At 72.4% G+C, this 26,547-nt stretch carries 19 protein-coding genes; 8 read left to right on the plus strand and 11 right to left on the minus strand.

Features of this window, described 5'->3' with window-relative positions; genetic code table 11:
• Window positions 1-45: 45 nt before the first annotated feature.
• Window positions 46-1,599 carry a bifunctional phosphoribosylaminoimidazolecarboxamide formyltransferase/IMP cyclohydrolase gene (gene purH / locus ACFYQ5_RS14455; protein ID WP_389197434.1) on the minus strand — a complete coding sequence of 518 codons (1,554 nt, stop codon included), beginning with the start codon at window positions 1,597-1,599 and terminating at the stop codon, window positions 46-48.
• Window positions 1,586-2,242: a phosphoribosylglycinamide formyltransferase gene (gene purN / locus ACFYQ5_RS14460; RefSeq protein WP_389197436.1), complete on the minus strand. Its 657-nt coding sequence runs from the start codon at window positions 2,240-2,242 to the stop codon at window positions 1,586-1,588. The genes purH and purN overlap by 14 nt, the downstream gene beginning before the upstream one ends.
• Before the next feature lie 238 nt (window positions 2,243-2,480).
• On the opposite strand from purN, the gene ACFYQ5_RS14465 reads away from it, so the two are divergent.
• Window positions 2,481-3,407 (plus strand): hypothetical protein, encoded by a 927-nt coding sequence (locus ACFYQ5_RS14465; RefSeq protein WP_389197438.1) that lies wholly within the window; start codon window positions 2,481-2,483, stop codon window positions 3,405-3,407.
• Window positions 3,408-3,441: 34 nt separating this feature from the next.
• Here the strand turns inward: ACFYQ5_RS14465 and ACFYQ5_RS14470 are convergent, their stop codons facing one another.
• Window positions 3,442-5,148, minus strand: coding sequence for a DUF6350 family protein (locus ACFYQ5_RS14470; protein ID WP_389197491.1), 1,707 nt, complete (start codon window positions 5,146-5,148; stop codon window positions 3,442-3,444).
• A gap of 155 nt (window positions 5,149-5,303) precedes the next feature.
• Here ACFYQ5_RS14470 and ACFYQ5_RS14475 point away from each other — a divergent pair, with 155 nt between their 5' ends.
• The gene (locus ACFYQ5_RS14475) at window positions 5,304-6,500 is read left to right on the plus strand and encodes a sigma factor-like helix-turn-helix DNA-binding protein (RefSeq protein WP_389197439.1); all 1,197 of its coding nucleotides are present in this window, start codon (window positions 5,304-5,306) and stop codon (window positions 6,498-6,500) included.
• A gap of 102 nt (window positions 6,501-6,602) precedes the next feature.
• Here ACFYQ5_RS14475 and sucD read toward each other — a convergent pair whose 3' ends face one another.
• From sucD to ACFYQ5_RS14500, 5 genes are all read right to left on the minus strand, one after another.
• Window positions 6,603-7,487 carry a succinate--CoA ligase subunit alpha gene (sucD, locus tag ACFYQ5_RS14480; RefSeq protein WP_389197441.1) on the minus strand — a complete coding sequence of 295 codons (885 nt, stop codon included), beginning with the start codon at window positions 7,485-7,487 and terminating at the stop codon, window positions 6,603-6,605.
• A gap of 21 nt (window positions 7,488-7,508) precedes the next feature.
• Window positions 7,509-8,690 (minus strand): ADP-forming succinate--CoA ligase subunit beta, encoded by a 1,182-nt coding sequence (gene sucC, locus ACFYQ5_RS14485; protein WP_389197443.1) that lies wholly within the window; start codon window positions 8,688-8,690, stop codon window positions 7,509-7,511.
• Between the two features lie 282 nt (window positions 8,691-8,972).
• The gene (locus ACFYQ5_RS14490; protein ID WP_389197445.1) at window positions 8,973-10,196 is read right to left on the minus strand and encodes a VWA domain-containing protein; all 1,224 of its coding nucleotides are present in this window, start codon (window positions 10,194-10,196) and stop codon (window positions 8,973-8,975) included.
• Window positions 10,193-12,505, minus strand: a complete 2,313-nt coding sequence (locus ACFYQ5_RS14495) for a DUF5682 family protein (protein ID WP_389197447.1) — start codon at window positions 12,503-12,505, stop codon at window positions 10,193-10,195. Before ACFYQ5_RS14495 ends, ACFYQ5_RS14490 begins: the two co-directional genes overlap by 4 nt.
• Window positions 12,502-13,614: an AAA family ATPase gene (locus ACFYQ5_RS14500; protein ID WP_389197449.1), complete on the minus strand. Its 1,113-nt coding sequence runs from the start codon at window positions 13,612-13,614 to the stop codon at window positions 12,502-12,504. Before ACFYQ5_RS14500 ends, ACFYQ5_RS14495 begins: the two co-directional genes overlap by 4 nt.
• Before the next feature lie 365 nt (window positions 13,615-13,979).
• On the opposite strand from ACFYQ5_RS14500, the gene ACFYQ5_RS14505 reads away from it, so the two are divergent.
• Both ACFYQ5_RS14505 and ACFYQ5_RS14510 read left to right on the plus strand, forming a co-directional pair.
• Window positions 13,980-15,038 (plus strand): hypothetical protein, encoded by a 1,059-nt coding sequence (locus tag ACFYQ5_RS14505; protein WP_389197451.1) that lies wholly within the window; start codon window positions 13,980-13,982, stop codon window positions 15,036-15,038.
• A gap of 132 nt (window positions 15,039-15,170) precedes the next feature.
• Window positions 15,171-16,829, plus strand: a complete 1,659-nt coding sequence (locus ACFYQ5_RS14510) for a DUF5691 domain-containing protein (RefSeq protein ID WP_389197453.1) — start codon at window positions 15,171-15,173, stop codon at window positions 16,827-16,829.
• Between the two features lie 132 nt (window positions 16,830-16,961).
• Here ACFYQ5_RS14510 and ACFYQ5_RS14515 read toward each other — a convergent pair whose 3' ends face one another.
• On the minus strand, window positions 16,962-17,375 hold the full coding sequence (locus tag ACFYQ5_RS14515; RefSeq protein ID WP_389197454.1) for a cobalamin B12-binding domain-containing protein: 414 nt from the start codon (window positions 17,373-17,375) through the stop codon (window positions 16,962-16,964).
• A gap of 345 nt (window positions 17,376-17,720) precedes the next feature.
• Here ACFYQ5_RS14515 and ACFYQ5_RS14520 point away from each other — a divergent pair, with 345 nt between their 5' ends.
• Window positions 17,721-18,620: an esterase/lipase family protein gene (locus ACFYQ5_RS14520; protein WP_389197456.1), complete on the plus strand. Its 900-nt coding sequence runs from the start codon at window positions 17,721-17,723 to the stop codon at window positions 18,618-18,620.
• A gap of 261 nt (window positions 18,621-18,881) precedes the next feature.
• On the plus strand, window positions 18,882-20,507 hold the full coding sequence (locus ACFYQ5_RS14525) for a M23 family metallopeptidase (protein WP_389197458.1): 1,626 nt from the start codon (window positions 18,882-18,884) through the stop codon (window positions 20,505-20,507).
• Window positions 20,508-20,574: 67 nt separating this feature from the next.
• On the opposite strand, the gene pcrA is transcribed toward ACFYQ5_RS14525, so the two are convergent.
• On the minus strand, window positions 20,575-23,013 hold the full coding sequence (pcrA, locus tag ACFYQ5_RS14530) for a DNA helicase PcrA (protein ID WP_389197460.1): 2,439 nt from the start codon (window positions 23,011-23,013) through the stop codon (window positions 20,575-20,577).
• Window positions 23,014-23,461: 448 nt separating this feature from the next.
• On the opposite strand from pcrA, the gene ACFYQ5_RS14535 reads away from it, so the two are divergent.
• On the plus strand, window positions 23,462-24,616 hold the full coding sequence (locus ACFYQ5_RS14535) for an NlpC/P60 family protein (RefSeq protein ID WP_389197462.1): 1,155 nt from the start codon (window positions 23,462-23,464) through the stop codon (window positions 24,614-24,616).
• A 61-nt stretch (window positions 24,617-24,677) separates the two neighbouring features.
• Here ACFYQ5_RS14535 and ACFYQ5_RS14540 read toward each other — a convergent pair whose 3' ends face one another.
• Window positions 24,678-25,031 (minus strand): hypothetical protein, encoded by a 354-nt coding sequence (locus tag ACFYQ5_RS14540; protein WP_389197464.1) that lies wholly within the window; start codon window positions 25,029-25,031, stop codon window positions 24,678-24,680.
• A gap of 355 nt (window positions 25,032-25,386) precedes the next feature.
• Here ACFYQ5_RS14540 and ACFYQ5_RS14545 point away from each other — a divergent pair, with 355 nt between their 5' ends.
• Window positions 25,387-26,457, plus strand: a complete 1,071-nt coding sequence (locus ACFYQ5_RS14545; RefSeq protein ID WP_389197466.1) for an NlpC/P60 family protein — start codon at window positions 25,387-25,389, stop codon at window positions 26,455-26,457.
• The last annotated feature ends 90 nt before the right edge of the window (window positions 26,458-26,547 follow it).

Consider the following 26,547-nt stretch of genomic DNA (forward strand, 5'->3'; position numbering starts at 1 on the left):
GCACCCGGGAGGGGTACGGCCTGCGGCGTGTCACTGCGGGCGTCGTCAGTGGAAGAAGTGGCGCGTGCCCGTGAAGTACATGGTCACACCCGCCTTCTTCGCGGCCTCGACGACGAGCTCGTCACGGACCGAGCCGCCCGGCTGGGCGACGGCCTTGATGCCGGCGGCGGTCAGGATCTCCAGGCCGTCGGGGAAGGGGAAGAAGGCGTCGGACGCGGCGTACGCGACGCGGGCCCGCTCCTCGCCCGCCCGCTCGACCGCGAGCTTCGCGGAGTCGACACGGTTGACCTGTCCCATGCCGACGCCGACCGAGGCGCCGTCCTTGGCGAGCAGGATCGCGTTGGACTTGACGGCCCGGCAGGCCTTCCACGCGAAGGCGAGCTCCCTGAGCTCGTCGGCGGAGAGCGCCTCGCCGGTGGCCAGGGTCCAGTTGGCCGGGTCGTCGCCCTCGGCCTGGAGCCGGTCGGTGACCTGGAGGAGCGCACCGCCGTCGATCGGCTTGACCTCGAACGCGGAGGCCGGGGCGTCGGGGCAGCGCAGCACCCGGATGTTCTTCTTACGGGCGAGCACCTCGACGGCGCCGTCCTCGTACGCCGGGGCGACGATGACCTCGGTGAAGATCTCGGCGACCTGTTCGGCCATCTCGACGGTCACCGGCCGGTTGACGGCGATGACGCCGCCGAACGCGGACAGCGGGTCACAGGCGTGGGCGTTGCGGTGCGCCGTCGCGACGTCGTCGGCGATCGCGATGCCGCACGGGTTGGCGTGCTTGATGATCGCGACGCACGGCTCGGCGTGGTCGTAGGCGGCGCGGCGGGCGGCGTCGGTGTCCGTGTAGTTGTTGTAGGACATCTCCTTGCCGTGCAGCTGCTCGGCCTCGGCGAGGCCGCCCGCGCCGTCGGTGTAGAGCGCGGCGGACTGGTGCGGGTTCTCGCCGTAGCGCAGGACGTTCTTGCGCGTGAAGGTGTCCCCGAGGAACTCGGGGAGGCCCGAGTCGCCGGAGGCCGCGTAGTCGGCCGCGAACCAGGAGGCGACGGCCACGTCGTAGGCGGCGGTGTGCCGGAAGGCCTCGGCGGCGAGCCGCTTGCGGGCGGTCAGGTCGAAGCCGCCCGCCGTGACCGCCGCGAGGACGTCGGCGTAGCGCTCCGGGCTGGTCACGACCGCCACGGAGGGGTGGTTCTTGGCAGCGGCGCGGACCATCGACGGCCCGCCGATGTCGATCTGCTCCACGCACTCGTCGTCGGACGCGCCGGACTCGACGGTCTCCGTGAACGGGTACAGGTTGACGACCACGAGGTCGAACGGCTCCACGCCGAGCTCGGCGAGCTGCTCGCGGTGGGCGTCCAGGCGCAGGTCCGCGAGGATGCCGGCGTGCACGCGGGGGTGCAGCGTCTTGACGCGGCCGTCGAGGCACTCGGGGAAGCCGGTGAGCTCCTCGACCTTGGTGACCGGTACGCCGGCGGCTGCGATCTTCCCGGCGGTGGAGCCGGTGGACACCAGCTCGACACCCGCCTCGTGCAGACCGCGGGCGAGGTCTTCGAGCCCCGTCTTGTCGTAGACACTGACCAGGGCGCGGCGGATGGGCTTATTCACCGACATGACCGAGATGAACCTTTCGTCCCTCAATGCGATAGCCGTCACGGGCGAGCCGCCCCACGGCCTCGACGAGCAGCTTGCGCTCGACTTCCTTGATGCGTTCGTGGAGGGCGGCTTCGCCCTCCACCGTTTCCTCTTCGGTCACCTCGACCACGCCCTGCGCGATGATCGGACCGGTGTCGACGCCGTCGTCGACGAAGTGGACGGTGCACCCGGTGACCTTGACGCCGTACGCGAGCGCGTCGCGGACGCCGTGGGCACCGGGAAAGCTGGGGAGCAGGGCGGGGTGGGTGTTGACGACCCGGCCGCCGTACTCGGCCAGGAAGCCCTTGCCCACGATCTTCATGAATCCCGCGGACACGACGAGGTCCGGGCGGTGTTCCGCCACGGCCGCGGTCAGGGCCGTGTCCCACGCGTCACGGTCCGCGTACTCGCCGAGCTTGCACACGAAGGTGGGAAGCCCGGCGCGCTCGGCACGCTCGAGGCCGACGGTGCCGTAGCGGTCCGCGCCGACCGCGACGATCCGGGCGCCGTAGCCCTCCGGGTCGTCACCGATCGCGTCGAGGAGCGCCTGGAGGTTCGTGCCTGAGCCGGAGACGAGCACGACCACACGGGCCGGAGCGGCGGAGGGGGGCGGGGAGGCCACGGCAGGGCCCTTTCTCGCGTGGTGCAGCGGTACGCGATGTGCAGGAGGTGCGTTTGTATGGTCGTACGAAAGAAGCTCGTCCCGCGATACGGGGAACTCTACGAACGGTCCGACCGTCAGCAACGATACCGGCACACCCGGCGGCCCCCACGGGACGGGGGCGTGACCGGGAGGTAGCGTCAGGGGACAGGGAACCGCCCCCGGGCGGAAATGACGAGATGGGGAAGACGTTCACCACATGCCGGACCGCCTCCGCACCGCCCTTGGCCACCCGCTGCCCGAGCGGGCATCCACGCTGATGCGGGAACGCCAGTCCTCATCGCCGGACTCCTCGGCGGGCTCGGGATCCCCGTCGGGACCGGGGCCCTCCGGGTCCTCGTCGGGCTCCTCCTCCGGGTCGTCCGGGTCGTCCGACGACAATCCGTTCGCGGCACCGCCCGAGGACCGGCCCGACCAGCCCTGGCAGCCCCGCCACCCCTCCCACGCGCCCGGGAACCACGGCAACGGCGGGAACGGTGACAGCGGCGAAGGCCCCTCCGACAACCGTCCGGTCTGGGGCAGCCAGTGGAGCGACAAGCAGCCGGGCCGCCAAGGCGGCGGATTCGGCGGCCGCCCCGGGGGGCCGAGCGGCCAGGGCGGTGGGCCCGAGGGCAATCCCGGCGGGCCGCGCTGGGATCCGACCGACCCCACGCAGCGGCGCGCACGCTACGCGGTGCTGGGCGGCATGTGGGCGTTCTTCTTCGCCCTCTTCGACTTCCCCGAGATCGCGATGCTGCTCGGCGCCCTCGCCGTGTACTGGTCGATCAGCGCCCTGCGCGGTGGGCCGCGGAAGCCCCAGGCGGCCGGTGCCGCGGGCACCGGGTCGGCCGCGGCACCCGGCACGGGCGGTGCGGACCGGCCTGCCACACCCCCGCTGCCGGGCGCCGCGCCCGGAGTCGTCCCCGGCGCCGCACGGAGCAGCAGCCGGCAGCAGACCACGGCGGCCGTCAGCGGCCTGGTGACGGCGTTGCTGGCCCTGGCGATCGTGGCCACCGGCTACACGGTCCAGCTGGTCTACCGCGACTACTACACCTGTGTGAACGACGCGCTGACCAAGACCGGCGCCCTCTCCTGCAATGCCAAGCTGCCCGACCCGCTGGAGCCCTTCTTCGGCGTGAAGAAGTAGCACCGAGCACCGCCCACCCGCACCGGAACGCTCGTTACGAAGCATCCTCCCGGCCGGGTTCCGGGTGCCCCTGGGCGCCCGGAACCCGGCCGGCCGGCGTATCGGTCCCGGGCGCGGGGGCATCTGCGGGGGCGGGGGCATCGGCGGCGGGGGCCGATGCGGGCGGCGACGTAGGCGCGGGGGGCGGCGCGGGGGCCGGGTCCGGTACCGGGGGTGCCTCCGCCGGGGCCGGGGCCGGGGCTTCCGCCGACGTCAAGGCCAGGGCCGGCGCTTCCGCCGGGAAGTCCGCCATCAGCCCGCCCGAGTTCTTCTTGAGCGCGGCCCACCGCGCCTCCCTCGCCCCGTCCTCGTGCCACGTCCCGGCCGACAGGAAGTCGTACGGCTCCGCGTCCTCGCCCGCTCCCCCGGGCTCCTCGTCCGTTCCCCGGTCCGGCTGTTGTCCCGGTTCCGCCTTCACCGGTTCCGCCTTCAGCGCGTCCCACCGCCACCCCCACCGGTGTTCCCTCAGCCGCCACGCCCTGAGCAGCAACGCCACCGGTACGCCGATCACCGTCGTCCACGCGAGAGCGGCCGGGCCCACCAGCCACCACACGGGGCCGAACTCCGCCAGCGCCCCGGTCCCCAGCGGGCCTCCCGACGCCGCCGCCAGTACCGCCGCGCCGGCACCGCAGCCCATGGCCGCCAGCCCTGCCACCAGCGCCGTCCGACCCTGCCCCCACGCCTCCCCGCGCTCGCCACGCACCGGGGCAGCCCCCCGCGCGACGAACCGGGCGACGGCCAGGCCGGCCGCGACCGGCACCGCGACCGCCGCCCAGTTCGCCGCCGTTCCTGGGCCGTGGGACGGCACCGCGGCCAGCAGGGGGAAGTCCGGCAGTGCGGGAGGCCCGGTGAAGGCCAACGGGGTGGCCAGGGACGCCGTACCGACGGCGAAGCCCGGTCCGAGGCCGTAGGCGGCACCCCACATCGCCGCGTTCGGCACGAGCGCTGTCGCCAGCAGGAGCACGGAGATCCGGCCGGCCCAGTCGCCCGACAGACCCAGGAACGACTCCCTGGCCGCCCCCGCATGCCACACCAGCGCCACCGCGACCAGCAGCGCACCGCCGCCGATCAGCATGAGCACACCGGCGGCGGCCGACCTCAGGGCCACACCGGCCCCGGACCGGAACCCCGAGCGGGCGGCCGCTTCCTGCAGCCTCAGCGGCGCCCGGACCAGCAGCGGAGTCAGCGGGCGCCCACGTGCCGCCCACACTCCCGCGGCGGCCGCGGCGGTCACCACGACGGTGACGGGGAAGGCGATCGAGGCCCGGTCGACGGACAGCCCGCCGTCGCGCGCGTACGCCGCCGCGGCCAGCACCACCAGCAGGTATCCGGCGCTCACCGCACAGAAGGCACCGATCGCCGAGTGTCCGTCCGATCCCTTCCCGTCGGTCTCCGCCGAGGACCGGGCGGACCGGTGCACCAGCCACACCGGCAGCACGACGAGCAACAGCGGGACCGTCGCCACGGGCGCGGGATGCCCTCCGACGGTGTCGGCTCTGACGAGCTCGGCGCCGTGGGCGAGCAGCCAGAGCCCGGTCGCCACGTGGAGGGCCCCGCCGGGCCCGCTGTCGGGGTACGGAGAACTGATCCACAACAGCATGACCAGGACCGCCAGGGAGCCGAGCCCGAGGCCCGCAGCGAGCGCCCCGCGCACGAAGGCGGAGGCCAGGGCGGTGGACCTGCTCCGCTCGGCCGGCAACATCGGGCTGCGTTCCGTCACTTGGGTCACGCGGCCATGCTGCCAACGACACGCGCCTATTCCGTGTAACGGGCGAACGGCCGCTGTGTCGCCCAATATACGTTTATGTACTTTTTCACCCAGTGCAGTGCCCTTGCCCTCGGGAACGGGGGTCCGGCATGACGCGGAACAGCACCGGCCCGGCACCCGCCGCCTCGTTGCCTTCCCCCAAGGAGCGCCGCAGGCTGCGCGAGGCCAGGGCACTGAGTGAGGAACAGGTCGCGACGGCCGTGGGCGTCACACCCGCCACCGTCCGCGCGTGGGAGACAGGGCGCACCAGCCCGCGGGGCCGCCGCCGCGCGGCCTACGCCAGGCTGATCGGCTGCGCCGAGCAGCACCCCGCGCCTGAAGCGCGTGCCCAGGACGCCCCCGCCCCTGACGCCCCCGCTCCGGACGCTCCGGCGCCGGGCGGGGACGCGCCGGCCCCGTACGCACCGGCCGAGGAGGCGCCACCGGCCGAGCCCGCCCCTGCCGAGCCCGTCGTCGTCCCGCAGCCCCGGGTGTACCTCACGGCCGAGGAGGCCTACGACGTCCTGTACGGCCGCACCGCTCCTGGCCTCACCCGTCAGATGTACCTGCTGACAGGCCGCCGGAAGTTCGCCCTGGAAGCCGTCGAACACGCCTTCCGGACCGCCTGGCAGCGCTGGCCCGAAGTGGCCAGGGACCGCGACCCGGCAGGCTGGGTGCGGGCGGTCTCGTACGAGTACGCGATGTCGCCCTGGCACCGGCTGCGCCGCTCCCACCGCCGGGCCGACGCGCCGCCGAAGGACCCGGCGCGGGGAGCGCTGCTCGAGGCGCTGCTCGGCCTTCCGCCCTCGTACCGTCGCACGCTGCTGCTCCACGACGGTGTGGGGCTGGGGCTGCCGGAGACCGCCGCCGAGACGGAAGCGAGCACTCCGGCCGCGGCGAGCAGGCTGCTGAACGCGCGAGCCGCCGTCGCCGAGCGGCTGCCCGAGCCCGTGGAACCCGACGGCCGGCCCGCGCTGCTCCACGAGCGGCTCAGCGAACTCGCCCTCCTGGAAGAGGTGCCCGCACCGCCACCCGCCCCCGCCGTCCGCGCGGGCGGCGAGCGCCTCGCGGAACTCTGGACCAAGGCGGCGCTCTGCTTCGGGGCGCTGCTCATCGGCACGACCGCCTTCACGCTGCACACGGCGCCCACCCAGTACGAGCAGCCGCTGGCGCCCCCCGAACGCGTCGACGGCGTCCCTTCACGGGGCGGGCCGGAAAGGCTGACGCCGCAGGACCTGAATCTGCAGAAGTCCCTGCGGGGCGAGCTCATGCACGGCCCGGAGCGCCTGGTTCCCCGCATTCCCTGACGCGTTCCCGGCCGGGACGGAAACGGCGCGGGCCCGCACCCCCTCGCCGAAGGGGTGCGGGCCCGCGCCGTTTCCGCAGTGAGGCGGAGATGCGGCAGGCGGTCAGCCGCCGAGGATCTCGCGCGCCAGCTTGGCGGTCTCGGTCGGCGTCTTGCCGACCTTCACGCCTGCGGCCTCGAGGGCCTCCTTCTTGGCCGCGGCGGTGCCGGAGGAACCGGAGACGATGGCGCCGGCGTGGCCCATGGTCTTGCCCTCCGGGGCCGTGAAGCCCGCGACGTAGCCGACGACCGGCTTCGTGACGTTCTTCGCGATGTAGTCGGCGGCACGCTCCTCGGCGTCGCCACCGATCTCGCCGATCATCACGATGAGGTCCGTCTCCGGGTCCGCCTCGAACGCCGCGAGGGCGTCGATGTGCGTCGTACCGATGACCGGGTCGCCACCGATGCCGACGGCGGACGAGAAGCCGATGTCACGGAGCTCGTACATCATCTGGTAGGTCAGCGTGCCGGACTTGGACACGAGACCGATGCGGCCGGGCTTGGTGATGTCGCCCGGGATGATGCCGGCGTTGGACTGGCCGGGGGTGATCAGACCCGGGCAGTTCGGGCCGATGATCCGGGTCTTGTTGCCCTTCGATCCGGCGTACGCCCAGAAGGCGGCGGAGTCGTGGACGGCGATGCCCTCGGTGATCACGACGGCCAGCGGGATCTCGGCGTCGATCGCCTCGACGACGGCGGCCTTCGCGAAGGCCGGCGGCACGAAGAGAACGGACACGTCGGCGCCCGTCTTCTCCATCGCTTCCTTGACGGAACCGAAGACCGGAACCTCGGTGCCGTCGAAGTCGACGGACGTGCCGGCCTTGCGCGGGTTCACGCCGCCGACGATGTCGGTGCCGTCAGCCAGCATGAGCTTGGTGTGCTTCATGCCCGTGGCGCCGGTCATCCCCTGGACGATGACCTTGCTGTCCTTGGTGAGGAAGATAGCCATGGTGTTGGAGTCCCTCGTCCCTTACTTCGCAGCCGCGGCGAGCTCGGCGGCCTTGTCGGCCGCGCCGTCCATGGTGTCCACACGCTGCACGAGCGGGTGGTTGGCATCGGAGAGGATCTTGCGACCCAGCTCCGCGTTGTTGCCGTCGAGGCGCACGACCAGCGGCTTCTCGACCTTCTCGCCCTTGGACTCGAGCAGCGCCAGAGCCTGCACGATGCCGTTGGCTACCTCGTCGCAGGCGGTGATGCCACCGAAGACGTTGACGAAGACGGACTTGACGTCCGAGTCGCCGAGGATGATCTCGAGGCCGTTCGCCATGACCTCTGCGGAGGCGCCGCCACCGATGTCGAGGAAGTTGGCGGGCTTCACGTTGCCGTGGTTCTCACCGGCGTACGCGACGACGTCCAGGGTCGACATGACCAGACCGGCACCGTTACCGATGATGCCGACCTCGCCCTCGAGCTTGACGTAGTTGAGGTTCTTGGCCTTCGCGGCAGCCTCGAGCGGGTTGGCCGCGGCCTTGTCCTCGAGGGCCTCGTGGCCGGGCTGGCGGAAGTCGGCGTTCTCGTCGAGCGAGACCTTGCCGTCCAGGGCCAGGATGCGGCCGTCCTTGGTCTTCACCAGCGGGTTGACCTCGACGAGGAGCGCGTCCTCGGCGACGAAGGTGTCCCACAGGGTCACCATGGCCTCGGCGACACCCTCGGCCACCTCGGCCGGGAACTTCGCCTGGGCCACGATCTCGCGGGCCTTCTCGATGTCAACGCCGTCGACGGCGTTGACCGGGACCTTCGCGAGGGCCTCGGGAGTCTTCTCCGCGACCTCCTCGATGTCCATGCCGCCCTGCACCGAGGCCATGGCCAGGAAGGTGCGGTTGGTGCGGTCGAGGAGGTACGAGACGTAGTACTCCGCCTCGATCTCCGGAGACAGCTCGGCGATCATCACCTTGTGGACCGTGTGGCCCTTGATGTCCATCCCGAGGATGTCCGTCGCGCGAGCGACGGCCTCGTCCGGGGTCGCCGCCAGCTTCACGCCGCCGGCCTTGCCTCGGCCACCGACCTTCACCTGCGCCTTGACGACGGACTTGCCGCCCAGCCGCTCGGTCGCCTCGCGGGCTGCCTCAGGCGTGTCAATGACTTCACCGGCCAGCACCGGTACACCGTGCTTGGCGAAGAGGTCCCTCGCCTGGTACTCGAACAGGTCCACGCGCGTCCGTCCCTTTTAGTGGTCTCGCGGTTGGTTTTCTGCGTGGGCGTGCCGCGAGGGCAACGTGACTGCGCGGTCACTAGGGAGGCGCACACGGTGACCGGGTACGCGGCATGTCCATCCGGCAGGTTATCCCCGCGCCGCACAGGACCCTAAATCACAGATCACACCAGGGCGGTGATACCGGTCACAGATCGTGCTGGTAGCCGGGGTACGCAGGACATAACGGCACCTCCGAGGGGCAGGCCGGACGGCCTCGGGGCCCGGCGAGGGCCCCTCCGGTCACCGGTCGGCATCCGGTATCGGCAGGGGCCTCTTCTCGATCGCCGCCGCCATGATCTCGGGGAACAGGTCCGGAGTGCAGGCGAAGGCCGGGGAGCCGAGTGCTCCCAGCGCGGCCGCGTGCTCCCGGTCGTAGGAGGGTGTGCCCTCGTCGGAGAGGGCCAGCAGAGTGACGAACTGCACACCGGACGCCTTCATCGCGGCCGCCCGCTCGACCATCTCGTCGCGGATCCCCCCCTCGTGGAGATCGCTGATGAGCACGACGACGGTGTCCGCCGGACGGGTGATCCTCGACTGGCAGTAGGCGAGCGCGCGATTGATGTCCGTGCCGCCGCCGAGCTGCGTGCCGAACAGGACGTCGACCGGGTCGTCGAGCTGATCGGTGAGGTCGACGACAGCCGTGTCGAACACCACGAGCCGGGTCGCCAGGGTCCGCATCGAGGCGAGCACCGCACCGAAGACCGAGGCGTGGACGACGGAGGCGGCCATGGAGCCCGACTGGTCGACGCAGAGGATGACGTCCTTCTTCACCGACCGGTCGGTGCGCCCGTAACCGATGAGGCGCTCGGGGATCACCGTGCCCGCGCCGTCCGGCCCGGGAAGGGGCACGTAGTTCTTCAGGTTGGCCCGGATCGTGCGGTCCCAGTCGATGTCGCCATGGCGCGGCCGGCCGGTCCTGGCCGAGCGGTCCAGGGCGCCGGTGAGCGTGGCCCTGGTACGGGTGGCCAGTCGGCGCTCCAGGTCCTCGACGACCTTGCGTACGACGGCACGGGCCGTCTCCTTCGTCGTCTCCGGCATGGCCTTGCCGAGCGAGAGCAGGGTGCCGACCAGGTGGACGTCGGGTTCGACGGCCTCCAGCATCTCCGGCTCCATCAGCAGGGCGGAGAGCCCGAGGCGGTCGATCGCGTCGCGCTGCATGACCTGGACGACGGAGGCCGGGAAGTACGTCCGGATGTCGCCGAGCCAGCGGGCTACGGACGGGGCGGACGCCCCGAGCCCCGCGGAACGCTCGGCTCCGCCCCGCCCGCCCGGCTTCTTCGGGCCGCCGTACAGCGCGGTCAGCGCTCCGTCCATCGCCGTGTCGCGTCCGGCGAGCGCGTGTCCCGTGCTCTCGGCGCTGTCCGCACCGAGCACCATGCGCCAGCGCCGCAGCCGCTCGTCCCCGGCAGGAGTCGAGTCCATCGCCGCTTCCTCCTTCTCCGTGTCCGCCCGGCCCGTGCTCATCTGCTCGCCTCTGCCGGGACGTCGACGCCTAGCAGCAGCCGAAGCACCGGCACCACCGCCTCCGCGCGCTCCTCGTCGAGTCCTTCGCCGAAGCCCGGCACGGCGGGCACGCCCCCGCCGTCCTCCCCGCCGACGTCCGGTCCGCGGCGGACGAGCTCGCCCAAGGTGCGCCGAACGCCCGGCTCATAAGCCGAGAACGTGCGGCGCAGCAGCGGCAGTACGGCGGTGAACGTGCCGGCCGGTATGCCCGTCAGCCAGGTGTCGACGAGCCCGAGGAGCCGGTCGTCGTGGACGAGGAGCAGTCCTCCGCCCGCCGCTCCGCCGACGAAGCCCTCGATCCAGGCCGCCGCTTCGGCCGGAGCGGTGCCGGGCGAGAGGGCCAGTCCCATCAGGCGCGCGGCGTCGCCTCCGGTCAGCCGCCCGTCGTCCAGGAGGAGGCGCGTGGCGCGGCCCCGGATCACACCGGCGACCGCGTCCCTGGCGGACAGCTTGCGCAGGACGCCGGCCCAGCGCTCCGGCAGACCGACCGCTCCTACGGCGTCGGCGAGCAGCCCGATCACGCTGTGCACGCCGTCCACCCGGCGGTGCGCCTCCGCGGCCGCGGCCGCGTCGAGGCCGGTACAGGCGGGCGGCAGGCCCACACAGACACGCTCGGCGAGGCCCACGGCCACCTCCCCCAGGGCCGCTGTGCCGGTGGACCGTACGTCCCCGTACCGCAGGGAGCGGGCCAGGGCGGGCAAGGCGTCGGCGAGGTGGCCGACGTCCGCGTCGAGGGCGGCCCGGTCGGCGAGGGCCCTCATCACGACGGGCAGGGCCTCGGGCAGTCCGGCCAGCAGACACTGCTCGGCGAGCGCGGTGACCCCGGCGAGCGACGACGCCGATACCGCGTCCGACTCGGCCTTGGCGGTCGCGGCGCCGAGCACGGTGGTGCCCCACACGCCGGCCTCGGCGATCCGGACGAAGAGTTCGGGCTCCCAGTGCAGCCGCCAGCTCTCCCGGAACGTCCCCGTGCTGCCCCGGCCGGCGGCGGGTTCACCCCAGTCCACTCCGAGGAGCCGCAGCCGGTGCAGCAGTCTGCTGCGGGCCGCGTCGGTGTCCTTGCGCAGATCGAGCTCCAGCTCGCGCTGCTCCGCCTCGGGCCTCAGCCTCAGCGTGCGCTGCTGTCTGTCCAGGTCGCGCTGGAGCGGGACGGCGGGGGCGGTGTCAGGGACCTCGCCGAGGACCTGGCCGACGACGAGCCGGTCCCGCACGAGGGCGAGCGGCACATCGGAGCCCTCGCACATGACGGCTCTGACCGCGTCGGTGGCTTCGGCGAGGCCGACGGCCGGGCGGCCGCGCAGGGCTGCCAGTGTCCCGGCGAGCCGGACGGTCTCGATGACGTCCGCGGAGGACACCGCCCTGTCCGTGTCGCGCAGCAGTCCGGCGACCTTCGTCATCCAGCGCTCGACGGGCCGGTCGGGGGCGCCGAAGAGATGCCCGTACCAGCCGGGCGACTCGATCCCCGCGCCGTATCCGCTGTGCCGGGCGAGCCGGCGGTGGGTCCAGGGGACCCAGGTCAGCTCCGCCTTGACCTTGGGCATTCCCTTGAGGAGCGCCCGGTCGGCGGCGACCGTCGTCCTCGCGGTGAGCGCGGGCACGTGCCACGCACCGCAGACCACGGCGACGCCGTCGCCGAACTCCTTGCGGGCGGCGCGCAGCTGGAGGCGCATGCAGGCCTCCCGGACGGCGTCCAGCGGGTGTCCCCCGTCCCCGTACACCTCACGGAGCGCCGTCATCGCCTCGGCGAGCGCGGCGAACGGGGCCTGCGGGTCGGCGGGCCGCCCGTCCGCGGAGCGGTGCTCGACGACGTCCTCCCACCAGCGCTCGGGGTCGTCGTAACCGGCGGCCCCGGCGAGGACGCCGATCGGGTCGATGCCGGGGCTCGCCTCCTCCGGTTCGCCCTCCCGCTGTTCCGCCAGGGCCAGGGAGTGCGCGGCGGGCAGGTCCACGAAGCGCACGGGAATTCCGTGCCTCGCCGCCCAGCGGATCGCCACCCACTCGGGCGAGAAGTCCGCCAGCGGCCAGAACGCGGCGCGCCCCGGATCGTCCACGGCGTGGGCGAGGAGCGCGACCGGCGGACGCATCCGGCGGTGCGCGGCGAGCGGCAGCAGGGCGTCGCCCTCGGGCGGTCCTTCGACGAGCACGGCACTCGGCCGGGCGGAATCCAGGGCGGCCAGGACCGCGCGCGCGGAACCCGGGCCGTGGTGGCGCACCCCCAGCAGCAGCGGCGCCCCGGGGGCTGGGGCGGTCCCCCCGGCGTGGGGTCTCATTCGGCGGCCTCGCGGGAGGCGCGGTAGAAGTCCTTCCAGCCGTCCCGCTCCCGGACGACGGTCTCCACGTATTCCTGCCAGACCACGCGGTCGGCCGTGGGATCGCGGACGACGGCCCCGAGGATGCCGGCCGCCACGTCCCCCGGGCGCAGGACCCCGTCCCCGAAGTGGGCCGCGAGCGCGAGGCCTCCGGTGACGACGGAGATGGCCTCGGCCGTGGAGAGCGTCCCGGACGGCGACTTGAGCTTGGTACGGCCGTCCGTGGTGACGCCGTCGCGCAGTTCGCGGAAGACCGTGACGACACGCCGGATCTCGGCCATGCCGTCGGGCGCCGGGGGCAGGTCGAGCGAGCGTCCGATCTGGGCCACGCGCCGGGACACGATGTCCACCTCGGCCTCGGGTGTCGCGGGCAGCGGCAGCACGACGGTGTTGAACCGGCGGCGCAGGGCGCTGGAGAGCTCGTTGACCCCGCGGTCGCGGTCGTTCGCCGTGGCGACGAGGTTGAACCCCCGGACGGCCTGGACCTCTTGTCCCAGCTCGGGGACGGGCAGCGTCTTCTCCGACAGGATCGTGATGAGCGCGTCCTGCACATCGGCGGGTATGCGGGTGAGCTCCTCGACCCGGGCGGTCATGCCCTCGGCCATGGCCCGCATGACAGGGCTCGGCACCAGCGCCTCACGGCTCGGTCCGTGGGCCAGCAGCTGTGCGTAGTTCCACCCGTAGCGGACGGCTTCCTCAGGGGTGCCCGCGGTGCCCTGGACGAGCAGGGTCGAGTCCCCGCTGACGGCCGCGGCGAGATGCTCGGACACCCAGGTCTTGGCCGTCCCCGGAACGCCGAGGAGCAGCAGGGCCCGGTCGGTGGCCAGCGTGGTCACGGCGACTTCGACGAGACGGCGCGGGCCGACGTACTTCGGTGTGATCAGCGTGCCGTCCGGGAGTGTCCCGCCGAGCAGATAGGTGGATACGGCCCACGGCGAGAGCTTCCAACGGGCGGGCCTGGGACGGTCGTCGGCGGCGGCGAGCGCCTTGAGCTCGTCGGCGAAAGCATGCTCGGCGTGCGGCCTCAGAGCTTCGCCGCCGGCTGCGTCGGTCTGTACGGACACGGTCATGGATCCCCCTCCGGATCGGTCGATCCGATGCGGTTTCCACCGTGCACCATGCCACTGACAACCGGTCCCGGCACACGGCCGGGACCGGTCTTGGAGCGGGCGCGGGATCAGCCCGTGCCGGGCGGGACCGCGACGCGTCCTCCACTCGTGAGGAGCGCCTCTCCCTTCACCTCCGCGGCGACCTCGCCCTTGTGGGTGAGGGTGCAGGCGTCCGCACCGCCGTGGAACCGGATCGCGTCGACGCCGCGCCCGGGCCGGTGACTTCGTACGAGGAGCGCGCGGAAGCCGAGTGGTCGAGGCGCTGCGGAGCATGCGGAAGAGCAGGTCGGAGCTGATTGTCAGTGGCGCGCTCTACCGTCGGTTCCATGGTGCTATCTCACGGGGGAGAACCCTGGCGCTCGACCGGCCCGGTGGAGCGCCGGACGACGGAGCAGGTGCGTGAGCCTGTTCCTGACGGTCCGTCACGTGCGGCGGCCCGTCGCGCCGATCGGAGGGCCGCTCGCATCACGGGTGGCGCGCAGGAGCTGGACCAGCGGCTCACGGATCTGCTGCGGGGCGGGCTCGCGGCGACGGACCGGCCGGATTACGGCCTGTGGGAAGAGACCGCGGCCCGCATGGTCGACGCGCAGGCACCAGGACTCGCGGGTCGGGTGCGGGAATTGGAGTCGGTTCCGGCATCGGGGTCCGGCTGGCCGGCCCGGCTGCTCGAGGAGTGCGCGCTTCTGCATCTGCTGGACTCGGCCTGGCTCGGACTCGACCGGCTGCCCGGACCACTGGCGGCGACCGTTCGTACGAGGGTGGGGCTGACGGGTACCGCCGAGGGGCCGGCCGTCCGCGACCACTGGTCGGTCCTCGCCCAGTACGACATACCGGAGGGCCGGATCGTCACCCGCCGCATCTGGCTGCACGGCAGGGCGTCGGGGCGCATCGCGCTGCTGCTGTCCTACGGGGCCCCTGGACGGGCCCCCGCCCGGGCGCTGCCGGTGGGCACGGTGCTCGACGCCGAAGTGACGACGTATCCGGGCGGCGGGAGACTGCGGGCCGAGCTGGGAGCGCGGTTCGGCGAGCCTGCCGTCACGACCGCACCCCCGCCCGGCGGTACGACGGCCGACGCCCTCGCCGCGTACGGCCACGCGCTGCGGGACGACCCCTGGCTCGACGCCTGGCCGGTCACGCTGCGCGATGTCATACCCGCGCCGTCCGGGGACGGCTGGTGTGTGGTCGGCGCGGCGGACGGCTCCGCCCTGCCGGTCGCACCCTCGGCGCTGTCCAGGCCAGGCCTGTGGAAGCTCGTCGCGCTCTCCGGCGGCGGCCCCCTGACGGTGTTCGGCGAGTGCGGGCACCGGGGTTTCGACCCGCTCGCGGCCTGGTGCCCCGAAGCCCCCGACGGCGTCGGGGCGAGCACAGCCGTGGCGCTCGTCTGAAACCCTTGACCGTCCCGCTCGACCGCGCCCTCTCGGCCCACCGCGTCCTCGACCCATCGCCTTCCCGGCCCACCTCGTTCCCGGCCCACCGCATTTCCGGCCCGCGTTTCCCGGACCAACGGAAGGGACCTGATGCCCACCACCGCCACGACCCCCGGCGCACCCGTGAGCGCCCCGTGGGGCGACCTCGTCACCTCGGCGCTGCTCGGCACCGACCGGCGCCCGCTCCGGGCGGAAGGCGGCGTCGCAGTCGGCCCTGCGGCACTGCTCGACATGGCGGCGGTGCACACGGTCCGGCGCCGGGCGGCTCTGCGGCCTGCCACCGGGACCGGCCTGCCCGAGCCCGCGCCCGCCGATCCCCGGCCGCCGCTGCCGGCCGCCGCCCGTCGCCGGCTCGCGCAGTTGCTCGCCGACCGCTCGGCACCTCCCAGCGGCGGCCGCCGGGGGGCGGCTCCCGATCTCACCGAGCTCCTTCCCCAGTGGCTGTCCTCCGCCGGCGCCCACGGCTACCGGGCCCCGGCGGAGCTGCTGCCCGCACTGCTGGACGCGGCGAGAGCGCGTACGGACCTGCGTCCGCACGTACTGGCCTTCGCCGGGCCGCGCGGGCTCTGGCTGGCCTCGCTGAATCCTGAGTGGAGGTTCGCGCTGCGCACCTCCACACGCGGCGCCCAGCGGCCGGAAACAGCGGATCCGAAGGCCGTGCGCCGGCTCTGGGAGGAGGGCCTCTTCGCCGAGCGGGTCGCACTGCTCGGGGCCGTGCGGGGACAGGATCCCGACGCGGCCCGGACACTGCTGGCCACCACGTGGTCCACGGAGCGGGCCGAGGACCGGCTGATGTTCCTCGATTCCCTGCGGTCCGGCCTCTCCGGGGCCGACGAGGCGTTCCTGGAGGAGGCCCTGGCGGACCGGAGCCGCAACGTCCGCTCCACGGCCGCCGAACTGCTGTCGGCGCTGCCCGGTTCGGCGCTCGCCCGGCGGATGGCGGCCCGTGCCACGTCCTGCGTGAACCCCGACCGTACGGGGGGTGCCGTATCCATCGCCGTGGAGGCGCCGCACGAGTGCGACGCCGCGATGCAGCGCGACGGTGTGGTGCCGTCACCGCCCTCGGGGCGCGGTGAACGGTCGTGGTGGCTCGGCCAGTTGGTGGAGGCGACGCCACTCGGCGCCTGGCGGGAGAGGTTCGGCGGACGGACGGCCCAGGAGCTCGTGACGCTGCCGGTCGCCGACGGCTGGGCCGGGGAGCTGCACGCCTCCTGGTGCCGGGCCGCGGTGCGGCAGCGGGATCCCGACTGGGCGCGGGCACTGCTCGGCGCGCCCTCCACGCCGCCGGCGAACGGCCCCGGGACGGCGTCGCTGGCGGAGCGGTCGAAGCTCCTCGGCACCCTGCCTCCCGCCGAACGGGCGCTCTGGGTCGCCGACTTCATAGCCGCGCACGGCCTGTCCGAGGCCTTCCAGCTGCTCGGCGTCTGCTCCGTGCCCTGGGACGGGCCGCTCGGCCGGTCGGTGGTCGACGCGCTGGACATCGCCCGGGACGCGGGGAGCTACCCCTGGAGTTTCAGCGGGGTGATGGGCCTCGCCGAGCGCTGCCTGAACCCCGCCGAGGCGGACCGGCTCGCCGTGCTCACCACCACACCGGACGAGCCGGAAGGCGCTTCACCGGGTGCGGGTGGCTACTGGTCGGAGGCGTTCCAGCGCCTTGTCTCCACCCTGCGTCTGCGCGCGGCCATGGACGCGGAGCTGGCCGAGGACGGCACGGACCGCACGGGCCGCCCCGGAATGCCCCCGGGCTGACCCAGGGCCGGCCCAGGGATGCGCCCCGGACCGTGCCGGACCGACCGGAGGAGGAGGCAGGGCCCAGGACCGGGGCGGGACCAGGACCCGGGTGGGACCAGGACCGGGGGCGGGCTCAGGACCCGGGCGGGTTCAGGCCTCCGCAGCCTGGCGGACGTGCGCGTTCACCCAGTCGACGATCGAGGCCGTCGTCGCACCCGGGGTGAAGATCTCCGCTACGCCCCGCTCCTTCAGCGGAGCGATGTCCGCCTCGGGGATGATGCCGCCGCCGAACACCTTGATGTCCTGCGCGTCGCGCTCCTTCAACAGCTCTATGACCTTGGCGAAGAGCGTGTTGTGCGCACCGGAGAGGATCGAGAGACCGATGGCGTCGGCGTCCTCCTGGATCGCCGTGTCCACGATCTGCTCAGGAGTCTGATGGAGCCCCGTGTAGATGACCTCCATGCCCGCGTCGCGCAGCGCCCGCGCGATCACCTTGGCCCCACGGTCATGGCCGTCGAGGCCCGGCTTGGCCACCACCACACGGATCGGACCGGTCACACCCATGAATGCCTCCACATGCGTCTCCCGTGCCCGGAGGGCCGGTGATGTGAACGAACGTTATCCACAGCATCCCGTACGGCGTCGTTTCACGGTGGACCGGGAGGGGGAAATCACACATGGGACATGTTCGCCGGCGTCGTTCCCAGCACCGGGCGGCCACCGGCCGCGCGGGGAACGCCGCCAGGGAGCCGCAACGAGGTCGCCGTGTCACCGCGCCGTCAGCCGCACGGCACGGTGGTACGGCCCCCGGCCGCGTCAGGGCTGCCGGTATCGCCTCTGCAGCGACCCCCGTGAGGGCGTACGGGGCAGGGAGCCGCCTCCCCCGCATGCCGGTGCAGGAGGTCGGTCATGAGAATCCCGCCTTTCCTACCCCTACTGCCGCGCATATCCTGCCCGCGCCCCGCCTGGCTGTCGTCCACGCTGATCAGAGCCACCGCGCTGGAGCTGGTGATCCTCGTCGGGCACGTACTCATCTACCCGTCCGGCCTCACCCCGGAGCGCCGCGACCCCGCGCCCCCGCCCGGCACCGACACCGGCACCCGCCCCGACGCAGGCCCCGGCCGGATCACCCCTTCGGCGGAGACGACCGCCGCACTGCCGAGCACGGCGGACGACCGCCGGCCCGTCGTCCTCCTGCACGGCTTCATCGACAACCGCTCCGTCTTCGTCCTGCTCCGCCGCTCCTTGGCCCGGCACGGCTGGCACCATCTGGAGTCGCTCAACTACTCGCCCCTGACGTGCGACATCCGCACGGCGGCCGAGCTGCTCGACCGCCACGTGGAGGAGATCTGCGCCCGCACCGGGCACCGTGAGATCGACATCGTCGGCCACAGCCTCGGCGGCCTGATCGCGCGGTACTACGTGCAGCGGCTCGGCGGGGACCGCCGGGTGCGCACCCTCATCACCCTCGGCACGCCGCACGGCGGCACCGCCGCCGCCCCGCTGGCAGGCGCCCACCCGATCGTCCGCCAGATGCGCAGCGGATCCGGTCCGATCGAGGAGCTGCGCCGCCCCGCTCCGGGCTGCCGGACACGGTTCATCAGCTTCTGGAGCGAGCTGGACCGGGTGATGGTCCCGGTCGAGACGGCCTGTGTCGACCACCCCGACCTGGACGCGGTGAATGTGCGCGTCACCGGTATCGGCCACCTCGCCCTTCCGGTGCACCCCGCGGTCGCGTCCGCGATCCGTCAGGCGCTCGAGTCCGACGGCGCGTCCATCAGCATGCAGGGATCCGCCTCGGTCGCCTGATCGCCGACCCGATTCCGGCCTCGGAATCGCCTCCGCGTCACCGCACACCCCCTCTCAAATAGAACGCATTTCGAACATAGAGCCAAGCCTGCCTCCTCGGTCCACCGAAAGGCGGCCGATTGCCCGTTTCCTGAAGGGCTGAAGGCCGCCGAAGATTGTCGTCCTCGTCTACTGCCGGGTACAGTCGCGGCCACTGCTCACCCTGGGATCCCCCCACCGGACCCCGGAACAGGTTCTGCTGCCGAGGCGAGAGAGAAGTTGGTGAACGACCAGCACCCCCACGCCGGGTATGCCGGATACGACAACCCCACCGGCAGCTTCGACACCGACCCGCTCTTCGGTTCCCTGCCCGGTCAGGACCACAGCAGCCCCGAGACGACGTACGGCGGCGGTTACGCCCCGGCCTACGACGGCGGCTACGGCGGCTACGACAGCGGCCAGTGGGACACCGGCGCACATCAGCAGGTCCCGTACGACGCCTATGGCGCCGCCCAGGCCCATCCGCAGGTTTCCCAGGGCTACGACACGGCCGCCACCTGGATTCCCGAGTCCGGAATCCCGGCCCAGGCCGCCGCCCCGGCCCCGGACGCGACGGGTCAGTGGGACACCGCGGGGTGGAACCACACCGGCCAGGCCGACCAGTGGGCGACGGGCGACACCGGCGCCTTCCCCACCACCACGTTCGACACCACGGCCTACACGACCGGCGCCTACGCCGCTCCCGCCTTCGGGTCCATGGGCCACGAAGGCTACGCAGCCGCCGACACCGGCACGTACGACGCCACCGCCTGGAACTCCGGCGCCACGCCCGAGAACGCCGCGTACGCACCCGAACAGACTTCGCATGCCGCGTACGAACACCAGCCGGCGGCCTACGAGGCGTACGAAACAGCCGAGTTCGCGTCCCACGACGGCATCGGCTCCCACGACCTCCACGACTCCCCCGGCTACCACGACCACGCCGGAACCGCTGAAGACCCCGGAACCGCCGCGTCGGAGCACACGCCGACGGACACGTACGCAGCCGTGCACGACGAGTTCCCCGAGGCCGACGAAGCCGAGCCGCTGCGGGACGTCGCCGACACCCCCGCGGAATCCGCCTCCGTGCCGCGCCCGGCGAGCCGTTCCGCCGCCCCGCGCGGCGGCGGCCGGGGCCGGCGCCGCACCCCCGCGAAGCGTTCCGCTCTCCTCACCGTCGCCGTCCCCTCCGCCTGCGTCATGAGCGTCGCGGGCATCGCCGCCGCCTCGGTGAGCGGCGTCGGCGGAGGCGAGGAGACTAAGGACGACACCACGTCCATGGCGGCGGCCGAGACGGTCAAGCCCGCCGTGGCGAACAACAAGCTGGACACCCAGCTCGCCAACCTCAGCGCCGACGCCGAGAACTTCGCCGACCGCGCCAGCCGTACCCAGGAGCGCATCGACCTGAAGGAGCGTCAGGCCGCCGACAAGAGGAGGCGCGACGCGGAGGCCGCGCGCATCGAGGCCGAGCGTCCCAAGTTCGTCCTGCCCGTGGCACAGCACGGACTCAGCGCCTCCTACGGCCAGGCCGGTGTGAACTGGATGTCCATGCACACGGGCATCGACTTCCCCGTGGCCTACGGCACCCCCGTGATGGCGGCGACGGACGGCACCGTCCGCACCCAGTGGAACAGCGCCTACGGGAACATGGCCATCGTCACCGCGGCCGACGGCACCGAGACGTGGTACTGCCACCTCAGCACGACCAAGATCCGCTCCGGTTCGGTCAAGGCCGGCGACGTCATCGCCTACTCGGGGAACTCCGGCAACTCCACCGGCCCGCACCTGCACTTCGAGGTACGGCCCGGTGGCGGCTCGGCGATCGACCCCACGCCATGGCTCCGCAGCCACGGCGTCAGCCCGAACTGAGACCGGCCGGCACCGACCGGCACAGGGGGGACGGCGTCGCCGCCGCCCATGTGCCGGTCGGACCGGGTCAGAGCTTCTCGACCGGCGCGTAGCGCAGCAGCAGCTTCTTGGGCCGCTCGTCGCCGAAGTCGACCGTCGCCTTCGCCTGGTCGCCGAACCCCTCGACCGCCGTCACCGTGCCCAGCCCGAACTGGTCGTGCGTGACACGGTCCCCGGCCACCAGGGTGACCACCGGCTTCTCCGAGGTGCGCCGGGTCGCGAATCCCGAAGGACCCGACTTCGAGCGCGCCGAGGACAGCGACGACGTGATGCCGGACGTCGGTCCCGCCGGAGCGGCCATCGGCCCCTTGCGCTTCCAGTCCAGGTGCTGGTCCGGGATCTCCTCCAGGAACCGCGACGGCGGGTTGTACGAGGGCTGGCCCCACGCACTCCGCATCGCCGCCCGGGTCAGATACAGGCGCTCGCGAGCACGCGTGATGCCCACATAGGCGAGCCGGCGCTCCTCCTCCAGCTCCTTGACCTGTCCCAGCGCGCGCATGTGCGGGAAGACGCCGTCCTCCATGCCCGTCAGGAACACCACCGGGAATTCGAGGCCCTTGGCGGTGTGCAGCGTCATCAGCGTGACGACACCGGAGCCGTCCTCGTCCTCGTCGGGGATCTGGTCGGCGTCGGCGACGAGCGCGACCTTCTCCAGGAACTCGGCGAGCGTCCCCGAGCCCTCCTCCTCCGCGCGCTCCTGCTCGAATTCGAGCGCCACGGCGGCGAGCTCCTGGAGGTTCTCGATACGGGTCTCGTCCTGCGGGTCGGTGGAGGCCTGGAGCTCGGCGAGGTAGCCGGTCCGCTCCATGACCGCCTCCAGCACGACGGCCGGTCCCGCACCGGACTCCACGATCGTGCGGAGCTCCTCCATGAGCGTGTTGAAGCGCTTCACCGCGTTGGCCGAGCGTGCCGCCATGCCGTACGCCTCGTCGACACGGCGCAGCGCCTGCGGGAAGGAGATCTTCTCGCGCATCGACAGGGCGTCGATCATCGCCTCGGCCCGGTCACCGATGCCCCGCTTGGGCACGTTGAGGATGCGGCGCAGCGGGACGGTGTCCTCGGGGTTGGAGAGGACCCGGAGGTAGGCCAGGACGTCCCTGACCTCCTTACGCTCATAGAAGCGCACTCCGCCGACGACCTTGTAGGGCAGTCCGACGCGGATGAAGATCTCTTCGAAGACACGGGACTGGGCGTTCGTGCGGTAGAAGACGGCGACATCGCCGGCCTTCGCGTCCCCTGCGTCCGTCAGCCGGTCGATCTCGTCGGCGACGAACTGCGCCTCGTCGTGCTCGGTGTCCGCGACATAGCCCGCGATCCGGGCGCCGGCGCCCGCGTTCGTCCAGAGGTTCTTGGGGCGACGGCTCGCGTTGCGCTCGATGACGGCGTTGGCCGCGGAGAGGATCGTCTGCGTGGAACGGTAGTTCTGCTCCAGCATGATCGTGGTCGCGTCCGGATAGTCCTCCTCGAACTGGAGGATGTTGCGGATGGTCGCGCCACGGAAGGCGTAGATCGACTGGTCCGCGTCACCGACGACGCACAGCTCGCCCGGGGCGTCGGCCTCGCCGGACGGACCCACCAGCTCGCGCACGAGGGTGTACTGCGCGTGGTTGGTGTCCTGGTACTCGTCGACCATGACGTGCCGGAAGCGGCGGCGGTAGTGCTCGGCGACGTCGGGGAACGCCTGGAGCAGGTGGACCGTCGTCATGATGATGTCGTCGAAGTCCAGCGCGTTGGCCTGACGGAGCCGTGCCTGGTAGAGCGCGTAGGCCTGGGCCAGCGTCTTCTCGAATCCGTCGGCGGCCTGGCCCGCGAACGTCTCCTCGTCGATCAGCTCGTTCTTCAGGTTCGAGACCTTCGCCGTGAACGACTTCGGCGGGTAGCGCTTCGGGTCGAGATCCAGATCGCGGCAGACCAGGGCCATCAGCCGCTTGGAGTCGGCGGCGTCGTAGATCGAGAACGACGAGGTGAACCCCAGGCGCTTCGACTCGCGGCGCAGGATCCGCACGCAGGCGCTGTGGAACGTCATGACCCACATGGCGTTGGCGCGCGGGCCGACGAGGTCCTCGACGCGCTCCTTCATCTCGCCCGCGGCCTTGTTGGTGAACGTGATCGCGAGGATCTGCCCCGGGTGCACTCCGCGCTCGGCCAGGAGATGGGCGATCCGGTGGGTGAGCACCCTGGTCTTGCCCGAGCCGGCCCCGGCGACGATGAGCAGCGGGGACCCGGCGTGCACGACGGCGGCGCGCTGCTCGGTGTTCAGCCCGTCGAGCAGCGCGGCGGAGTCGATGACGGGGCGCGGGGCACCGTCGCGGTAATAGGCGTCACGCGGCGGCGGAGGCACGTCGAAGACGTCCTCGAAGAGACCCTCCGGCACCGCGTCGGGTGCGTGCTCCTCAGGGGGCGGCGGGGGGCCTTCCTCCGCTTGCTGGAGGCCGGTCAGGAAACTGTCGTCAAAGAGGCTGCTCATCGCTTGACGAGTCTAGGCGGCCGCACCGACAGCCCGGGCCGCATCGGCGACAAGGATCCGGGACCGTGCGCGTAACGAGACTGATCCCCCACGGTGCGTGAGAATCCGGGTGCCGTTCGGGTCGCGCGGACCGCCGCCCGGAAAAGGTCACGAAAATGTATCGGGCATATCGAACATCAACCTTCACAGGGGCACCACGAGTTGGCTAGCGTGCTCCGACGGGTGCCCCGTACCCCCTTGAGGCGAACCGCGCCGCACGGGCACCCCCGCCGAATCCGTATCCCTCGAAGGGGCCCGGAGCCGGGGACCCACACGCAGCACCGGGGTGAATCGGTCCGTCTCCACCGGACCGTAGGGCAGCCTTCCGTTCCGCCCGAACCCTCCCCCAGTGCCTGAACGGCCTGGGGGGACCCCCATCGCTAACCGGGCAGGCGGTCCACGGAAGGAGATGTTGGCCTTGGCGTCGCATCGCAAACCCCGCACCCGGGTGCGTACCACCCCCGCCGTCGGACTGACGACGGCGGCGCTCGCCTCCGTCACCCTGCTCTCCACGCAGAGCGCGACGGCCGCCCCCGCCGAGCCCAAGCCCAGCATCGAGGAAGTGCAGAAGAAGGTCGACGACCTCTACCGGCAGGCCGGCACCGCGACACAGCAGTACAACGAGGCGAAGACCGCGTCGGCCGAGCAGCGCTCCGAGGTCGACGGCCTGCTGGAGGCCGCGGCGAAGCGGGCCGACAAGCTCAACGAGACGCGCCGGGAGCTGGGCAACTACGCGGCCGCGCAGTACCGCAGCGGCTCGATCGCCCCGACCGCGACGTTCTTCCTCGCGGACGACCCGCAGTCGTACTTCGACCAGGACCAGCTGATGGCCCGGATGACCAGCCGGCAGCAGAAGGCGGTCGCGGACTTCCGTACGCAGCAGAAGGAAGCTGCGGCGAAGCGCGTCGAGGCGACGAAGAGCCTGGAGACGCTCACCGAGTCGCAGGCCACGCTGCGCACCAGCAAGCAGCAGGTGCAGACGAAGCTCACCGAGGCACGCTCACTGCTGTCGAAGCTGACCGCCGAGGAGAAGGCGCGGCTCGCGGAGCTGGAGCGCAAGAAGGAGGCCGAGGCCGAGCGCAAGGCCGAGGAACTGGCCCGGCAACAGGCCGCCGCGAAGGAGGAGGCCGAGCAGGCCGCCAAGGACGAGGCCGCGCGGGAGGAGCCCGGCACGGGCACCGAGACCGGTGGCACGGGCTCCGACAGCGGCTATGCCACGAAGGCCGAGAAGGTCCTGGCCTTCGCCGCCGCCCAGATCGGCAAGCCCTACGTCTGGGGCGCGACGGGGCCGTCCTCGTACGACTGCTCCGGGCTCACCCAGGCCGCCTGGAAGGACGCGGGCGTCGATCTGCCGCGTACCACCTGGGACCAGGTCGAGGTCGGCACCCGGGTGGCCACGGCGGATCTGCAGCCGGGGGACCTGGTCTTCTTCTACGACGACATCAGCCACGTCGGCATCTACAAGGGCGACGGCATGATGATCCACGCGCCGAAGCCGGGTGCGAACGTCCGCGAGGAGTCGATCTACTACATGCCGATCTACGGCAGCGTGCGCCCGGCCTGACCCAGGACGCGAAGAAGGGGGCGGCCGACGGGCCGCCCCCCTGCTCGTCGCACCCGCCCGCTCAGGTCCAGAGCGTGGCGATGAAGATGTTGGCGACCGTCAGCCCGCCGACCGCGGCGAACGCACCCTTGCCCGCCTTCTCCTCGTCCCGCTTCACATAGACGAGCGCCAGGATCACGATCAGGACCAGCAGCTTGATGCCGATCTTGACGTTGTTCACGCTCTGGTCGTCGGCCTGGTTGAGCCCGACCAGCGCGACACCCGTGACGAGCATGGTCAGCGCACCGTGCAGCATGGCCGGGACGAACCGTGCCGTGCCCGCCCCCATGGCCTTCATCTGGGTCAGGAAGCCGCCCAGCAGGCAGGCGATCCCGATGATGTGCAGGGCCACGAAGACATTGATGAGTACGTCCATGGCCGCAGCCTAACCACGGCCGTACCACCACTCCCCGGCCAGGTACGACTTACGGATGAGTGCACCACGGGCCTGAGTGAATTGTCGGACTCCGGTTGATTTTTCCGGTCATTCAAGGGAAACGAAACAGCACATGAGGGCAATAACTGTCATTACACCTCTTCCGCGTGTGCCGGGTTTAGCGTCCTCCCAGGTGACCGGCTCTGCACCACCGCCCCCGTACCGGGCGGTGCCCCGGTCGCCCCGCCAGGATTCCGGCGGCGGGCCGCTCCCCCTGTGACAGCCCGCCGGCGGACCTCGGCGGGCCGGCCGGCACCCCCCGGCGGGCAGTCGAACGGAAGGACGCACCACCCCCGTGGCCGCCGATCGGAAAGCCGCTCACCGCAAGCCCAAGCAGCGCCTGTTCAACGGGCCTGCTGCCCGCACCGCAGCCACCCTCGCCCTGGCGGGGGCGGCGACCGCGACCGCCCTCGAAGGCGCCGCCCAGGCCGACCCCCAGCTCACCCCGGCCCAGGTCGAGGCCAAGGTCGACCGGCTGTACCACGATGCCGAGGTGGCGACCGAGAAGTACAACGGCGCGAAGGAGAAGGCGGCCGCCTCCGAGAAGTCCCTCGACACCCTGCGCGACGAGGCCGCCCGCAGGACCGAGCGCCTCAACACCGCCCGCGACGCCCTCGGCTCGTACGCCACCGCCCAGTACCGCAGCGCGGGCATCGACCCCGCCGTCCGGCTGGCCCTCTCCTCCGACCCCGACGAGTATCTGGAGCGCGCCTCCTACGAGGACCGGGCCGGTGACCGCCAGGCCGGCGCGGTCAACGGCGTACGCCGGCAGATCAGCGGCATCGCCCAGCTGCGCGCCCGGGCCCAGGACGAGCTCGCGGTCCTCACCTCCCGCCGGGCCGAGCTGAAGGAGCACAAGGACGCGGTCCGCGCCAAGCTCGCCGACGCCAGGAAACTCCTGGCCACCCTCACCGCCGACCAGCGGGCCGCCTACGAGCGCTCGGCCGACGCCGCGCACGGCGGCAGTGCCGTCCGGGCCGGCCGGGGCGTCCCCCGCGGCTCCGTGGCCGCCCCCAACGCCCGCGCGGCACAGGCCGTCGCCTTCGCGTACGGGGCACTCGGCAAGCCGTACGTCTGGGGCGCCACCGGCCCCTCCTCCTTCGACTGCTCCGGCCTCACCCAGGCCGCCTGGCGGGACGCCGGCGTGTCCCTTCCCCGCACGACGTACACCCAGATCAACGCGGGCCGACGCGTGTCCCGTTCCGAACTCGCCCCGGGCGACCTGGTGTTCTTCTACCCCGGGGTCACCCACGTCGGGCTCTACATCGGCGGCGGCCAGATGATCCACGCTCCGCGCCCGGGAGCCCCGGTCCGTATCGCCCCGGTCAGCGAAATGCCTTTCGCGGGAGCGACCCGTGTCGTCTAGGCCCGGACTTCGCGGGTCGTTGATTCGTATGATGTGACCGGTCCGGGCGTGTCCCGGACCGGTGGTGTGGCGTTGGGTGGGGTGTGTCGA

This window comes from Streptomyces sp. NPDC005794 (assembly GCF_042871445.1).
GTDB lineage: Bacteria > Actinomycetota > Actinomycetes > Streptomycetales > Streptomycetaceae > Streptomyces.

Bases quoted from the DNA above. Each gene is read 5' to 3' on its own strand.
- pcrA (WP_389197460.1), bottom strand. From the start codon at position 23,013: ATGAGCAGCCTCTTTGACGACAGTTTCCTGACCGGCCTCCAGCAAGCG.
- sucD (WP_389197441.1), bottom strand. From the start codon at position 7,487: ATGGCTATCTTCCTCACCAAGGACAGCAAGGTCATCGTCCAGGGGATG.
- ACFYQ5_RS14495 (WP_389197447.1), bottom strand. From the start codon at position 12,505: ATGAGACCCCACGCCGGGGGGACCGCCCCAGCCCCCGGGGCGCCGCTG.
- ACFYQ5_RS14510 (WP_389197453.1), top strand. From the start codon at position 15,171: ATGCCCACCACCGCCACGACCCCCGGCGCACCCGTGAGCGCCCCGTGG.
- ACFYQ5_RS14520 (WP_389197456.1), top strand. From the start codon at position 17,721: ATGAGAATCCCGCCTTTCCTACCCCTACTGCCGCGCATATCCTGCCCG.
- ACFYQ5_RS14515 (WP_389197454.1), bottom strand. From the start codon at position 17,375: ATGGGTGTGACCGGTCCGATCCGTGTGGTGGTGGCCAAGCCGGGCCTC.
- ACFYQ5_RS14475 (WP_389197439.1), top strand. From the start codon at position 5,304: ATGACGCGGAACAGCACCGGCCCGGCACCCGCCGCCTCGTTGCCTTCC.
- purH (WP_389197434.1), bottom strand. From the start codon at position 1,599: ATGTCGGTGAATAAGCCCATCCGCCGCGCCCTGGTCAGTGTCTACGAC.
- ACFYQ5_RS14465 (WP_389197438.1), top strand. From the start codon at position 2,481: ATGCCGGACCGCCTCCGCACCGCCCTTGGCCACCCGCTGCCCGAGCGG.
- ACFYQ5_RS14470 (WP_389197491.1), bottom strand. From the start codon at position 5,148: ATGTTGCCGGCCGAGCGGAGCAGGTCCACCGCCCTGGCCTCCGCCTTC.
- ACFYQ5_RS14535 (WP_389197462.1), top strand. From the start codon at position 23,462: ATGTTGGCCTTGGCGTCGCATCGCAAACCCCGCACCCGGGTGCGTACC.
- ACFYQ5_RS14505 (WP_389197451.1), top strand. From the start codon at position 13,980: ATGGTGCTATCTCACGGGGGAGAACCCTGGCGCTCGACCGGCCCGGTG.
- ACFYQ5_RS14500 (WP_389197449.1), bottom strand. From the start codon at position 13,614: ATGACCGTGTCCGTACAGACCGACGCAGCCGGCGGCGAAGCTCTGAGG.
- ACFYQ5_RS14540 (WP_389197464.1), bottom strand. From the start codon at position 25,031: ATGGACGTACTCATCAATGTCTTCGTGGCCCTGCACATCATCGGGATC.
- ACFYQ5_RS14490 (WP_389197445.1), bottom strand. From the start codon at position 10,196: ATGAGCACGGGCCGGGCGGACACGGAGAAGGAGGAAGCGGCGATGGAC.